This window comes from Neptuniibacter sp. QD37_11, from assembly GCF_047778105.1.
Taxonomy (GTDB): Bacteria; Pseudomonadota; Gammaproteobacteria; order Pseudomonadales; family Balneatricaceae; genus Neptuniibacter.
Window position 1 is genome coordinate 88,723 of the sequence record NZ_CP180552.1, and the last position, 13,265, is coordinate 101,987.

Sequence of the window (13,265 nt, forward strand, 5' to 3'; positions counted from 1 at the left end):
TGCGCTTAGGTTCCTGAATGTCCAGAGGCTAAGTGAATGACCCGAAGATGTGCTGGGTTAAACCACAAAGCATCAAACTTTGAATAAAAATAAAAAACTCTATCGGGAGAAAATGCGATGAAATCAATGAAGAAATCTCTGCTGACAGCGGCAATTGCCTCTACATTCGCAGTAACAGGGGTGCAAGCGGCAGGTGTATCAGACGACAAAGTCAAAATCGGTGTACTAGCCGATATGGGCGGTGTTTATGCTGATATCTGTGGTGCAGGCTGTGTTACAGCAGTAGAGATGGCGGTTGAAGATTTTGGCGGTACGGTACTAGGTAAACCAATTGAAGTGGTAAGTGCCGACGACCAGAACAAACCAGATATCGGTTCTGCAAAAGCGCGTGAATGGGTAGAAAGCCAAGGCGTTGATGCGGTTACAGGTCTGGTAGCTTCTTCAGTAACGGGTGCGGTAACTAAAGTGCTAACAGACAACAAAAAAGTTGCACTGATCGCTACTTCTGCATCTCATGCGTTCACCACTAAGGCGTGCTCACCTTACAACGCTCACTGGACTTACAACGTAGTTGCGCTAGCTAACGGTACGGTAAAACCGATGGTAGCTGCAGGTAAGAAGAAGTGGTTCTTCATCACCGCGGATTACGCTTTCGGTCATGCCCTAGAGAAAGTAGCAACTGGCGTAATTAACTCTAACGGCGGTGAAGTGGTAGGCGCCGTGCGTGCTCCACTAGGTACAACCGACTTCTCCTCTTACGTTCTTCAGGCGCAATCTTCTGGCGCAGACGTAGTGGCGCTAGCCAATGCTGGTGCTGATTTCGTTAACTCCCTAAAAACAGCAGCTGAGTTCGGTCTAACTGAAACAACTGATGTTGCAGGTTTGTTGGTATTTACTCACAACGCGAAAGCGCTAGATCCAGAAATCTCTGGCGGTATGAAACTAACAACAGGTTTCTACTGGGATATGGATGATGAAACACGTGCTTGGTCTAAACGCTTTAAAGAGCGTCACGGCTCTATCCCAGCAATGGGTCAGGCAGGTGCTTACTCTATGACGATGCACTACCTAAACGCGATCAAAGAAGCGGGTACGGATGATGCTGATGCGGTAATGGCGAAGATGAAGGCGAACAAGCCGAACGATTTCTTCGCGCGTAATGCTCATCTACGTGCGGATGGTCGTATGGTGCATGACATGTATCAGGTGCGTATCAAGACATCCGAAGAGCGTAAAAACGAAGACGATATCTTCGCAATTGAGCAGGTTATCCCAGGTGAAGAAGCATTTGGTCCGATGTTGGATCAATGTAACTTCCTGGCTGCCAAATAAGGCGCTTGTATGACGAGAGAGGCGGCTTTCGCCTCTCTCACAGTAAGTCAGAGTTTTGAGCTATTCGTAGTTCTATATAGCTCTCTTAGCGGATTGTAAGTACCGGTTAGCTACAAATGTATCTGTAGCGCAGTTGCCGGTTAGGGGTGGAGAGTTATGGCAACATTCCTCGATATAAATCTCTTTGGCCTGTTTGGTCAATTGCTGGTGGGCCTGATTAACGGCTCATTCTATGCATTACTCAGTCTGGGTTTAGCAATTATTTTCGGACTGTTAAAAATCATTAACTTCGCGCAGGGCGCGCTCTACATGCTGGGTGCTTTCTTTGCGTGGATGGCCCTCAACTATATGGGCATTAACTATTGGGTCGCGCTAATTCTCGTCCCGATCGCCGTGGGCTTTATCGGCATTTTGATGGAGCGTTTTCTGCTGCGTCCAATTGCCAATGAGGATCACCTCTACAGTTTGCTGCTGACCTTTGGTTTAGCGCTAATTCTTCAGGGGGCGTTTACTCACCTGTTCGGTTCCTCGGGCATGTCCTACGCGATTCCAGAAGAGCTGAAAGGCGGTAACCGTCTGCCATTTATGTATCTGCCAAATTATCGTGCTTGGATCATTATCGCGTCGATCATTGTCTGCGCCGGTACTTGGTACATGATCGAGAAAACAAAGCTGGGTGCTTACCTGCGTGCAGGTACTGAGAACCCGCAGTTGATGCAGGCATTTGGTATCAACGTACCTTTGATTGTCACTCTGACCTTTGGTTTTGGTGTCGGCTTAGCTGGCTTTGCCGGTGTCATGGCTGCGCCTGTGTATTCGGTTTCACCCGATATGGGTTCCAACATGCTGATTGTGGTATTCGCCATCGTGGTAATTGGCGGTATGGGATCGATCGGTGGCGCAATCCTGACCGGTTTAGGTATGGGGGTTGTCGAAGGCCTGACTAAGTACTTTTACCCCGAAGCCTCGACCACCGTTATTTTTGCGGTGATGGTGATTGTATTGCTAACCAAGCCTGCGGGCTTATTTGGTAAAGAAGCCTAGGAGACGTGACGATGAAAATAAGTAAAACAATGATTGCACTGGTCGTCCTTGGATTGATTGCTCCTTACGTGCTTTACCCTGTGTTTGTTATGAAAGTGCTTTGTTTCGCACTGTTCGCTTGCGCATTTAACCTATTGTTGGGTTATGTGGGTTTGCTCTCTTTCGGCCACGCAGCGTTCTTAGGAACCGGTGGCTACATTACCGGATATTTGATGATGGAAACCGGTGTTACACCCGAGCTAGGGGTGTTGGGTGGAACCATAGCCGCTGCTTTACTGGGTGCGGTGTATGGCAAGTTGGCGGTGAAACGTGAAGGTATTTACTTTGCCATGGTTACACTGGCGTTAGCGCAATTAGCCTTCTTCGTTTACCTCCAAGCACCGTTTACCGGTGGTGAAGATGGCATGCAGGGCGTTCCGCGCGGACATCTGTTCGGGTTTATCGACCTGAGCGATAACATGAGTATGTATTACTTCGTGTTTGCCATCTTCCTGTTTGGTTTCTGGTTGGTAAATCGCACGATCCACTCTCCGTTTGGTCAAATCCTTAAAGCGATCCGTGAAAACGAAGCGCGTGCGGTATCCCTTGGTTACAACGTTAATGACTACAAATGGGCAGCATTTGTGATCTCGGCTGCACTAGCAGGTCTCGCCGGTTCGACGAAAACCTTGGTGTTCCAGCTGGCTTCGCTGACCGATGCTCATTGGCATATGTCGGGTGAGGTGGTGTTGATGACCTTGCTAGGCGGTATGGGCACGATCTTTGGTCCAATCGTAGGTGCTGGTGCGGTTGTAACTATTCAGAACTACTTGTCCGGTGGTGAGTTGGGTAACTACATCCACATCATCATGGGCTTTATCTTCGTGATCTGCGTACTAGCGTTCCGTAGCGGTATTGTTGGTGAAGTGCAGAAATTCATGAAAAAGAACTTTAGCTAAACTTAAACCAAAGGGGATTTATACGATCCCCTTTTTTGTCTCTACAAGTTGACGTTAACGTCAATATTAGAAAGTTATGAAGGTGGAAATATGAGTCAGGATGCAGTCGTTATTGTAAGTGCCGCGCGTACCCCGATGGGTGGCATGATGGGATCGTTAAGCGATGTTCGCGCTCCCGATCTATGTGCTACTGCGATTAAAGCTGCAATTGAGCGTGCGGGGGTTGCTGCGGATGAAGTCGATGAAGTGGTGATGGGCTGTGTTTTGCCTGCTGGTTTAGGTCAGGCGCCTGCTCGACAAGCATCACGTGCTGCAGGTATTCCTGATGCTGCCGGTTGTACCACGATCAACAAGATGTGTGGCTCCGGTATGAAGGCGGTGATGTTGGCTCATGATCAGATTTTAGCTGGCTCGGCTTCTATCATGGTCGCTGGTGGTATGGAGAATATGAGTCAGTCACCGTATCTATTGCCAAAAGCCCGTGAAGGCATGCGTATGGGCCACGGTAAGGTGATCGATCATATGTTCTTTGACGGCTTAGAGGATGCTTATGAAGGCGGCTTAATGGGCTCGTTTGCACAAAAGAGTGCAGACGACTTCAACGTCACTCGTGAAGAGATGGACGACTTTGCGATCGGTTCTTTAGAAAAAGCGATTGCTGCAATTGAAGCCGGTGAGTTTGTCGAAGAGATCGCGCCGGTGACGATTAAAACCCGTAAAGGCGAAGTGCTTGTCGATACAGATGAACAGCCAGGCAATGCTCGGATCGATAAAATCCGTAGCCTAAAACCGGCCTTCAAAAAAGATGGCACGGTGACTGCGGCCAACTCCAGCTCGATCTCCGATGGCGGTTCAGCGCTGTTGCTAATGAAAGAGTCTGAGGCAAAAGCCCGTGGTCTATCTCCGCTAGCTAAAATCGTGTCTCACTCCACACATGCACAGCTGCCTGCTGAATTTACCATTGCACCGATCGGTTCGATCCAGAAAGCGTTGGATAAAGCGGGCTGGTCGAAAGAGGACGTAGATCTATTTGAGATCAACGAAGCCTTTGCTGTGGTCTCTATGCTGGCGATCACCGAACTCGGTCTCGATGCTGACAAAGTGAATGTTCGTGGTGGTGCGTGTGCACTGGGTCACCCGATCGGCTCAAGTGGCTCCCGCATTATGGTGACATTGCTGCATGCGCTGAAACAGAAAGGCCTGAAGCGCGGTATCGCCTCGCTTTGTATTGGTGGTGGCGAAGCGACAGCGGTCGCGGTTGAGATGCTTTAATCACTGCTTAACATCTTAGCCATTGGTGCAATACGCTTCGCTATTGCACCTTACCTATTGTACAGTTGAGCTCTTTTGTAATGGGGCGGGTTATTGCCCTAACAGTTTTTGAATAGGGTGGTGCTGTATGAGTCAAAAAGAAAAGGCGATGGATACGTATAAAATGGCAGACGAGTTTATCGATCTTGCTAACCGTATGTTGACTGCCGAAGGTAAAGAACTTGAAGATGTAGGTGCAGCCATTCGTTACGCTGCAGCGCGTTTTAGCTCCCACGAAGTAGCTTATCGCTCAAGCGATCTAGCGGCTGAAAAGAAAGATGCAGTCGATTGGTACACCGGCCACTTCAACGAAATGCTAAACGAAAACTTCGACCAGCATATCGAGCACATTGCAGCGGAAAAAGAGAAAGCTGCGGCTGAAAACCACTAAGTTATTTTGTTTCTTTAGGGTGCAATAATTCTGCTTATTCACCCTACATCTTTCCCTCCTCCTGTTATTAAGTTTTGCCTCAACGAGTAATTTCCCCCCAAGCTAAAATCCGTTTGCCTGCTACACTAAAAATACCGAATTTGGAGGAATGTCCAATGGCCAAAATAGGTATTACTCAGGGTATTTTCATTAAAATGGCACTTCCAATTCTGAGTGTGTTTTTCGTTGCTTTGGCAGTAATGGCTTGGCTGATACCATCGAGGATGGAAGATCAGGTATTGGAAGACACGGTATTTGCAGCTGAACAAACGGCTATTCAGTTTAAAACCTTACGAAAATACTATGTGCAGAATATCGCCTCTGTTGTCAGTAAAGGCTCGGATGTGAAACCGGCAATCAATCATAAAGACAATCCTAAGGCGATTCCTTTGCCTGCCACGATGATCCATGATTTGAGCAAACTGCTCGAAAACAATGGTGTTAACGTCAAGCTATATAGCGACTTCCCTTTTCCTAACCGCGCTAATCGAAACCTTGATCAATTTGCTTCCGATGCATGGGATTACCTAGTAGCTAACCCTGAAGGCATATACAAACAGGTTAGTAGTCATGGCGATAAGAGTGTTGTCCGTGTTGCGATTGCCGATACTATGTCGGCCCCGGGGTGTGTCGCTTGCCATAATAGTCACCCAGATTCGCCTAAAACTGACTGGAAATTAGGTGATGTCCGTGGGGTACTTGAAATTGATTCCGATGTAACTGAACAGCTAGCGTCGAGTCAAGTGACCAGTGTGACAGTGATCGGCTTTCTCTTAATAATGCTTTTAGTCATTTTGACGACTATTTTTCTCTCCTTTAAGCGAGTGATCAGTAAAAGAATCGCTAATATATCTAACGCGATTGGTATTATTGCTGATGGTGAGGGAGATCTTACGCAACGTTTAAATGAAGCTGGAGCAGACGAACTAACCGAGCTTGGGAATACAGTGGATAGGATGTTATCCCAACAGCAGGATATGGTCCGTCAGTTAACCCGAGTCTCGTTCGAATTAGCAGATAAAACGGATGGTTTGCTTATTGATATAAAAAACACAGCGGAGCATACCGAGGATCAACAGCAAAGAACGACACAGGTGGCTGCGTCTGTGGAACAGATGAGTGGAGCGATTCATGAAGTCGCAACGAATGCGGCGACTGCGGATGATACAGCCAAAGAAACCAATCAGGTTGCTGATACCGGGAAAAGTGTTGTTACAGCATCGGTGAATGCGATAAATCAATTATCAGCTCAGGTTAAGGAAACAGCATCAGTTATTGATACCTTGCGTCAGGATAGTGAAGAGATCGGCAAAGTACTTGATGTTATTAGAGATATAGCAGATCAAACCAACCTATTGGCTCTAAATGCTTCGATTGAGGCTGCCCGTGCTGGTGAACAAGGGCGTGGTTTTGCTGTTGTGGCAGATGAGGTCCGTAATCTAGCTGGTCGAACCCAAAATAGTACCCATGAAATACAGGACATGATCCATCGCTTGCAAACAGGAGCTTCTAATGCAGTAGAGGCTATGCAAGCAGGACAAGATTACGCACAAAATAGTGTTGATAATGCGAGTCAGGCAGGAGAATCGCTAGAACAGATAACTCAAGCAGTGAGTAATCTATCGTTCGTTAATTCTCAAATAGCAGCGGCCGTAGAGCAACAAGGTGCAGTAGCTAACGATATCAGTGAGCATGTTTCTTTTATCCAGATTAAATCTGAAGAAACTTCGGCTGAATCCGAACGTAATCAGCAGGTATGCCAAGAGCTATCCGGCCTAGCACAACAGCTACGCCAGAGTGTAAGTCACTTTAAAGTGGATTAGACAAATCAGAATCGGTTAGGGCAGAGCAAAATGCCATATTTCCTATAGCTATGACTTTGCTCTAGCCTTAAACCCCTATCATAAGCAGGTTCTTTCTACACAAAAATGCAATCGAATAGAAATATAAGGGTAACACCTTCTCAATAGCATCAGCGGCTCAGTTAACAATAGTCTGGAAGTAGTCATGAGCCTAAAGCTGAAAATGCTTTGCCTGTTTTCCATCGCGATGATCTGTATGTTTGCCATTGGCTTGTCGATGTCGCTTAACTATCGGTCATATATCAGCAAACAAGAGCAACTGAACAACTTTTACCAAACTATGCTGGAAGATACCGAGCAACTACAGATGGTGCTCCTACAGCAAAATGAAGCTTGGAAGAACCTGCTTATTCGTGGCAAAAACAAACAGAAGTACAACCTCTATCTGGATCGCTTCACCACCTTTGAAAGAGATTTTCAAAAGAAGATAAAAGCCGTAGGCGAGCAAGGTGCTAGCTTTCCTAAAGTGACAGAGTCACTCAATAAGCTTGCTGCAAGTCATGTCCAGTTAGGCCAAAAATACCGTACTGCCCTACCGGTTTATCAGTTAGCTGATCGGGAGCCTGCTCGTACTGCGGATCAATATCTGGATGGCGCGTTTACGGTGCCAGAGCAACAGATGGCGAATGTGGCAATGTTGGTGAGAGCGAAAAAGCAGGAGGCGTTTGCTCAGGCCGAACAGGTGCTGAAACAACAAGAGCAGTGGATCATTATTCTCGGTAGCCTTGCAGGTTTCTCTATTCTTATCGCCTTTACCTATATCCTGCTGCGTACTGTTATCACCCCGATAAAACAGTGCTCTGGTATGTTGGAGCAGCTTGCTTCCGGTGAAGCGGATATCAGTAAGCGTTTGGAATATAAACAACAAAACGAACTGGGTGAGATGGCAACGTGGTTCAATCAGTTTATTGATAACCTCACTGCAATTACCCACGAAATCGATCAAGCAGCGGATCTGCTGTCAGAAAATACCTTGGCATCTACGCAAAACACCAGTGAAGTGAAAACGTTGGTGGGTAAACAGCAGGAAGAGATTTTACGAATTAGCAGCTCGATCGATCAGCTAGCGCAATCAGCGCGTGAGATCGCTCTAAAAGCCACCGAAGCCCTCAAATCGGCAGAGAATGCGCAACAAGCGACGGTTGCTACGTCTGAGATCATGGCTGAGATCGACGGCACAGTGACCGAGCTACACCACAGCAGTCAGCGCAACGATCAAGAGATGCAACAACTGCAAAAGCAGATTACCGGCATCAATAATATTTTGGAATTTGTCACCGAAGTCAGCGATCAGACTACGCTATTGGCATTGAATGCAGCTATCGAAGCAGCACGTGCGGGCGAACATGGTAAAGGCTTCTCTGTCGTAGCGAGCGAAGTCCGTCATCTGGCACAGCGCACCGCTGAAGCAACCGAATCGATTAGACTATCAACCAACCAGATCAATTCAGCTGCGACCCAGGTATCCAACGAGATCCAATACAGCCAAAAGCAGGTAATGGGGATTGTAGCGTTAACGGAAAAAGCGAATACCCATATCTTCCAGATGCAGGAACGCATCGAAGATATGAACCATATCAACCACACCATTGCCGATTCGGCGAATCATCAAAATGAGGTCACTCAGCAGATCCAAAGCAATATATGCAGTACTAAAAATGCGGTATCTCATGTGATGGATTCAGCAATGCAAAGTACATCGAGTAATGGTGATCTGGCGCAGATGTCGGTGCACCTTAAGCAACTATTGAATAGCTTTAAAGGTGGGGAAAGCAAGGGCCAAATGGCTACGACGGCTGGAGATGTTGAGCTGTTTTAATATGAACTAGCTGAGCAGCTAGAGAACAGGAAGATATGTAGAGTTTATTAGAGGCGCGTATTGTGAGTGCTAGCTCATCGTCAATACGCGCCTTCCATTGCAACTAGGTCTAACTTACTTAGCTGCTTTCTGCGCGATGCTGTTATCCCAAGAGTTATAGATAAACTCGCTTGCTAGTTTGAAGTATGTATCTAGCTCTTTCTTTGTTTCGTCCTTGCGGTTGTTTTCTGAGTTCAGGTGAACTTCTTCAACAACTACAGCAATTTTTTCCATCAACTCTTTGTCACTACCTGTAGATTGCTCAGCAAAGTAGGCAACGCTTTTCTCTAGTGAGTAAGTGATGATGTGAATTTCATGCAATTCTTCTGCATCCAGCTTCTGCTTACCTTTCATCTCCAACGTTTTCTCAATGAAAACGGTTTTTGCATCGCTCAATGAGGAAATATCAGCGATTTTAAGGTGCTGCACAGGTTTACCATCAGACACGCCACTTGCTTGAGCGGAAGCGGCAAATACAAGAGCAAAAAATAGTCCTGCTAGTTTTTTCATTGTGATTCTCCAGCACTCAGTTAATCAGAAGGTTAAACATCGCGGTGCTATTCAATGCTAACGAGAGGCGCAATATAAATGATAGTGATTAGCATTACAATAATTCGGGTCGCAGATCTATATACAAGCTGGAAGGCAGTGGAATCGGCATCTGATGCCGGGGCAGGAGTCAAAAGTGCTCACGAAGAGTGAGTGTTTGAAACGACCTCTAATTACTACCTAAATTTATGAAAAGAGATAAACAGAAAGGCCTTATTATCCTTGAGGTTAGCTTGATTTTTAATTGAATTATGCTTGCTTTTAAAACTGACTAACCAGGACTATTCTTGTATGAATGTTCGAAAATAAAGTTGTCTATTTTTATTGGGAAAACAGTTAGTGTGGAAGTGATCAAATTCATCATCACAGTCTTTCTCATATCACTTGCGATGTTCAATGGGGCAGTTGCTGCCACTCATCAGCTTGAATTTACAGAGCAAGAGAAAGCTTATCTCGAAACCAAAAAGCAGCTAAAGCTATGTATTGATCCAAACTGGATGCCTTATGAGAAAATATCGGACCGAGGGCAACATTTTGGTATCACTTCAGACTATTTCAATATATTTCAAAAAAGGATTGGGATTCCTATTTTTTTGTATCCGACCTCTACTTGGAATGAAACACTCGAAGCCGTCCGGACACGGAAATGCGATCTGATTTCGGCAGCTAAAAAGACTAAACAGCGAGAGGTGTATCTAAATTTTACGCCGCCTTATCTTAACTTTCCCTTGGCTGTAGCGGTTAAAGATACAGTGACGCCGAATCCCGATTTTACTCAGGAGATGCATAAAACCTTCGCGCTACCCAAAGGTTATGCCGCGATTGAAAACCTACCGGAAGCCTTTCCCAAAGTGAAAATATTGGTCGTTAAAAACCGTAAGGAAGGATTCGAGAAAGTGAATAAAGGCGAGGCATACGGTTACATTGATAGTTGGCCCATCATTGCATACGCCCTTAAAACTGAAGGCGTCACTGGATTAAAGATTGGCGGGGAGCTTCCATCTTATGGCGGGCTAGGTGCTGCGACCCGTAACGATGAGCCAGAACTACTCAGTATTTTTGAAAAGCTCACACGTAGCCTATCGCCCGATGATCAGGAACGGATCAATAAAAAGTGGCTTGCCGTGGATGTGAAAACGGAAATAGATTACGCGCTACTTGCACTAATCTTATTCGCAGTTTTAATTTTGATCGCTGTATTTTCTTATCTATATTGGAGGCTGAGTAAGGCCAATAAACATGCTCAGATAGCCCTAGAAGAGCTGATAAAAGCGCAAATTAAACTCGAGGAGCTTGCAACAACCGATAAGCTCACTGGCCTTTATAACCGCGCAAAGATAGATGAAATTCTACAAAACGAAATCTATCGATCGGAGCGTTATCAGCATGATTTTGGTGTAATCATGATTGATGTCGACAACTTCAAACAAGTTAACGACACATTTGGTCATCATGTGGGTGATGATGTTTTAAAAGAGTACGCTGCGACTCTGCGTGATGGCATTAGAAAAACAGATCATGTTGGGCGTTGGGGTGGGGATGAATTTATTGTGATCTGCCCAGAAACTGATGTAGATGGCGTGCATGCCATTGCCCAAAAATTGTGTCAGAAAATTGCGACACATGACTTTGAAACGGTAGGCCAAGGTACAGCTAGTCTTGGGCTTGCTATCCCTAGAGGAGGTGACACGATAACCTCCCTTTTGAAGAGAGCTGATAAAGCGCTATACCAAGCGAAAAGCGATGGCCGTAATAGGGTTCAACAGGCAGATAGCTAACTGATACTTATAGGCCAACCAGTCGGATCTTGATGGTCGATCTGTGTGTATGCTTCTGATCCTGCCCAACGCTTTTGAAACGAGCCATCGGGGTCATAGATCTCAGTTTGTTTTTCGATATTGAAGTGTCTGCCTCCACGGCTATCCACTCCCACGCCTGCGATGTATTGCCAATTACCCCAGTTACTAGCGACATCATAATCAATCAGTTGCTCTTCAAACCATGCTGCGCCATAGCGCCAGTCCACGCAGAGCTCATTGACTAAAGCGCTGGCAGCTATCTGCCTACCCCTATTAGATAAATAGCCAGTTTCTTTTAGCTGCCGCATACAGGCATTGACTAAAGGCCATGGTGTTTTGCCCTCTGTCCATGCTTTAAACAGTTCGGGATAAAAGCTGGTAAGCGGTTGAGAAGTGCTTAGCCCTTTAAACGTATAAAGATCTTTTCCTATTTGCAGAGCTAGCCATTGAAAGAACTCTCGCCATAGAAGTTCTACGAAAATCCAGTCTGTACCAGGGTTTTTGCCATGTTTAGTTTCATAATCCTTTAAAGCTATGACGATCTGTCTGGGTGATATGCAGCCCTGATTTAACCAAGCAGAAAACTTCGTGGAGCTTTGCCAGTCATCAATATGGTTTCGACTGTCCTTATAGTGTTTAGGCAAGGTAGATGAAAAATAGTTACTCAAGTGCTGATCTGCTTTGGTTTCACCGCCCTTGAAATCCAAGTGCTTGGTATTTATCAACTTTTCTAATTTAAAAGGCGATCTGTGTTGATAAGCAAGGGAGGGGGGTAAGGCGCTAAAGTCACAAGGTGTGCTTATCTTTATCTTCTCAGCCTGACGGCGAAAAGCTGAAAAGCTGGAAGGTAGGGTATTCAGCAGCGGCATAATACTCTGCTGATCAAATAGTGTGTAACTATCAATCTCATGGATATTCAGATTGCTATGTTGTTGTTTAATCTGTTCTAGTTGGCGATTCTCGTACAAGCCAAATCGTCGGGACAGGTACAGATCAGAAACGGCAGTTTCGGCTAATACCTCCGAAACTATTTGCTGAGGCGGGCCTGATAGGACGTGCAGCTTGTGACCCTGCAATGCGAGTGACTTTCCTAGTGCGGTAATGGATTCCCAAATAAAGCGCCAACGCATTTTCCCCACTGGTTTAGCCTGCTGTGCGCTTGGTCTGAACCAACTTGGGTCGACACAATAGATACAAACAAGCTGATCGGCAGAACTTGCAGCTTGCAGAGTTGGGTTGTCGGCAATACGTAGATCTTGGGTAAACCAAATAACAGCTGTTTTCATTATCCTCTCCTGATATGAGGATGCTTACGGTTTGCTTGGGGAAAAGGTTCAATATGTAAGGAGTATTACGTTAAGCTGTTAGACCCGTCCTACCGTCTGCTAGTAGAGTTGTCGAAGTACTAAGAGGTAAGTGAAATGCCAGAGACTAAACAAGAAAACCTGACCTATTCTGATTTCCCATTTCAGGCTTACGATAAATTGAGATATGGTGATACAGACAAGGGCATGTGAACAATGCTGTTTTCTCGACCTTTCTAGAAACAGGGCGAGTGGAATTTTTATATAACCCTGATAACCCACTCACCTCAGAAGGCGCGTCGTTTGTAATCGCTAACTTAAACCATCCGAGCTGTAACTAAATCAACAAACTAGGAGCAGATTGAGCCTGCCGTAAGGGATTATCCGAGTTGATCTACCATTACTGAGTTTGAGTAAACCAAGCTGCCATCTTTAGCTTGTTCACCTACAAGATGAAACATACCTCTTGGGTCCTCATTTCGGCTTAAAAATACTCTGACTTTCCATTGGTTAACATGATCAACCTCTGCAGGTGTCTCAATCTCAATATCGTTCTCAACAGGAATGTAGGCTTCAGATTTGCCCTCATGTAAAAGGGTTTCTTCCAGCCGTTCAAGCTTAAGGTGAGCATTCTCACTCACTCGAAATCTAATAAGGCCAATAGGTTCAGATTTGTTCTGGCCCTGTGATTTATGCCAACCTTCTAATTCAAATGTGTTCATAGCGTCCACCTATGTTTTTTATTGTTGTTTAAAAAATGTACGGCGCTGAGTTTGAAAGAGATCAGCTTAAATACAATTCAGGACGCTTCGCTAGAGGGCGCCGCTTCGCGGCTAGA

The 13,265-nt window shown here is 45.7% G+C and carries 11 protein-coding genes; 8 read left to right on the forward strand and 3 right to left on the reverse strand.

Translation table 11 applies throughout. The annotated features are described in order from the left end of the window. Positions 1-117: 117 nt before the first annotated feature. The 7 genes from ACMXYT_RS00385 (at position 118) to ACMXYT_RS00415 (ending at position 8,736) form a co-directional block, all read left to right on the forward strand. Positions 118-1,332, forward strand: coding sequence for an ABC transporter substrate-binding protein (locus tag ACMXYT_RS00385; RefSeq protein WP_415899678.1), 1,215 nt, complete (start codon positions 118-120; stop codon positions 1,330-1,332). A gap of 156 nt (positions 1,333-1,488) precedes the next feature. Beyond that, the gene (locus ACMXYT_RS00390) at positions 1,489-2,376 is read left to right on the forward strand and encodes a branched-chain amino acid ABC transporter permease (RefSeq protein WP_415883034.1); all 888 of its coding nucleotides are present in this window, start codon (positions 1,489-1,491) and stop codon (positions 2,374-2,376) included. Between the two features lie 11 nt (positions 2,377-2,387). Next, on the forward strand, positions 2,388-3,314 hold the full coding sequence (locus ACMXYT_RS00395; RefSeq protein WP_415895454.1) for a branched-chain amino acid ABC transporter permease: 927 nt from the start codon (positions 2,388-2,390) through the stop codon (positions 3,312-3,314). A 90-nt stretch (positions 3,315-3,404) separates the two neighbouring features. Beyond that, positions 3,405-4,586 (forward strand): thiolase family protein, encoded by a 1,182-nt coding sequence (locus ACMXYT_RS00400; RefSeq protein ID WP_415899680.1) that lies wholly within the window; start codon positions 3,405-3,407, stop codon positions 4,584-4,586. A 127-nt stretch (positions 4,587-4,713) separates the two neighbouring features. Next, on the forward strand, positions 4,714-5,016 hold the full coding sequence (locus ACMXYT_RS00405; RefSeq protein WP_415883037.1) for a DUF3144 domain-containing protein: 303 nt from the start codon (positions 4,714-4,716) through the stop codon (positions 5,014-5,016). A gap of 155 nt (positions 5,017-5,171) precedes the next feature. Beyond that, positions 5,172-6,878, forward strand: a complete 1,707-nt coding sequence (locus ACMXYT_RS00410; protein ID WP_415899681.1) for a methyl-accepting chemotaxis protein — start codon at positions 5,172-5,174, stop codon at positions 6,876-6,878. Positions 6,879-7,062: 184 nt separating this feature from the next. Next, the gene (locus tag ACMXYT_RS00415; protein ID WP_415911726.1) at positions 7,063-8,736 is read left to right on the forward strand and encodes a methyl-accepting chemotaxis protein; all 1,674 of its coding nucleotides are present in this window, start codon (positions 7,063-7,065) and stop codon (positions 8,734-8,736) included. Between the two features lie 114 nt (positions 8,737-8,850). On the opposite strand, the gene ACMXYT_RS00420 is transcribed toward ACMXYT_RS00415, so the two are convergent. Then, entirely contained in the window at positions 8,851-9,285 is a 435-nt protein-coding gene (locus ACMXYT_RS00420; protein ID WP_415899685.1) for a DUF6746 family protein, read from the reverse strand. 380 nt (positions 9,286-9,665) lie between these two features. On the opposite strand from ACMXYT_RS00420, the gene ACMXYT_RS00425 reads away from it, so the two are divergent. Beyond that, a complete protein-coding gene (locus ACMXYT_RS00425; protein WP_415899686.1) occupies positions 9,666-11,102 on the forward strand; it encodes a diguanylate cyclase in 1,437 nt (478 codons plus the stop codon). Here ACMXYT_RS00425 and ACMXYT_RS00430 read toward each other — a convergent pair. Together ACMXYT_RS00430 and ACMXYT_RS00435 are read right to left on the reverse strand one after the other, a co-directional pair. Beyond that, on the reverse strand, positions 11,099-12,409 hold the full coding sequence (locus ACMXYT_RS00430; protein WP_415911727.1) for a DASH family cryptochrome: 1,311 nt from the start codon (positions 12,407-12,409) through the stop codon (positions 11,099-11,101). The genes ACMXYT_RS00425 and ACMXYT_RS00430 overlap by 4 nt on opposite strands. Positions 12,410-12,807: 398 nt before the next feature. Then, positions 12,808-13,149 (reverse strand): hypothetical protein, encoded by a 342-nt coding sequence (locus ACMXYT_RS00435; protein WP_415899688.1) that lies wholly within the window; start codon positions 13,147-13,149, stop codon positions 12,808-12,810. Positions 13,150-13,265 lie beyond the last annotated feature (116 nt).

Excerpts from the sequence above, each read along its gene's own strand:
- ACMXYT_RS00405 (WP_415883037.1), top strand. The coding sequence starts at position 4,714 with ATGAGTCAAAAAGAAAAGGCGATGGATACGTATAAAATGGCAGACGAG.
- ACMXYT_RS00395 (WP_415895454.1), top strand. The coding sequence starts at position 2,388 with ATGAAAATAAGTAAAACAATGATTGCACTGGTCGTCCTTGGATTGATT.
- ACMXYT_RS00400 (WP_415899680.1), top strand. The coding sequence starts at position 3,405 with ATGAGTCAGGATGCAGTCGTTATTGTAAGTGCCGCGCGTACCCCGATG.
- ACMXYT_RS00420 (WP_415899685.1), bottom strand. The coding sequence starts at position 9,285 with ATGAAAAAACTAGCAGGACTATTTTTTGCTCTTGTATTTGCCGCTTCC.
- ACMXYT_RS00390 (WP_415883034.1), top strand. The coding sequence starts at position 1,489 with ATGGCAACATTCCTCGATATAAATCTCTTTGGCCTGTTTGGTCAATTG.
- ACMXYT_RS00415 (WP_415911726.1), top strand. The coding sequence starts at position 7,063 with ATGAGCCTAAAGCTGAAAATGCTTTGCCTGTTTTCCATCGCGATGATC.
- ACMXYT_RS00385 (WP_415899678.1), top strand. The coding sequence starts at position 118 with ATGAAATCAATGAAGAAATCTCTGCTGACAGCGGCAATTGCCTCTACA.
- ACMXYT_RS00435 (WP_415899688.1), bottom strand. The coding sequence starts at position 13,149 with ATGAACACATTTGAATTAGAAGGTTGGCATAAATCACAGGGCCAGAAC.
- ACMXYT_RS00430 (WP_415911727.1), bottom strand. The coding sequence starts at position 12,409 with ATGAAAACAGCTGTTATTTGGTTTACCCAAGATCTACGTATTGCCGAC.
- ACMXYT_RS00410 (WP_415899681.1), top strand. The coding sequence starts at position 5,172 with ATGGCCAAAATAGGTATTACTCAGGGTATTTTCATTAAAATGGCACTT.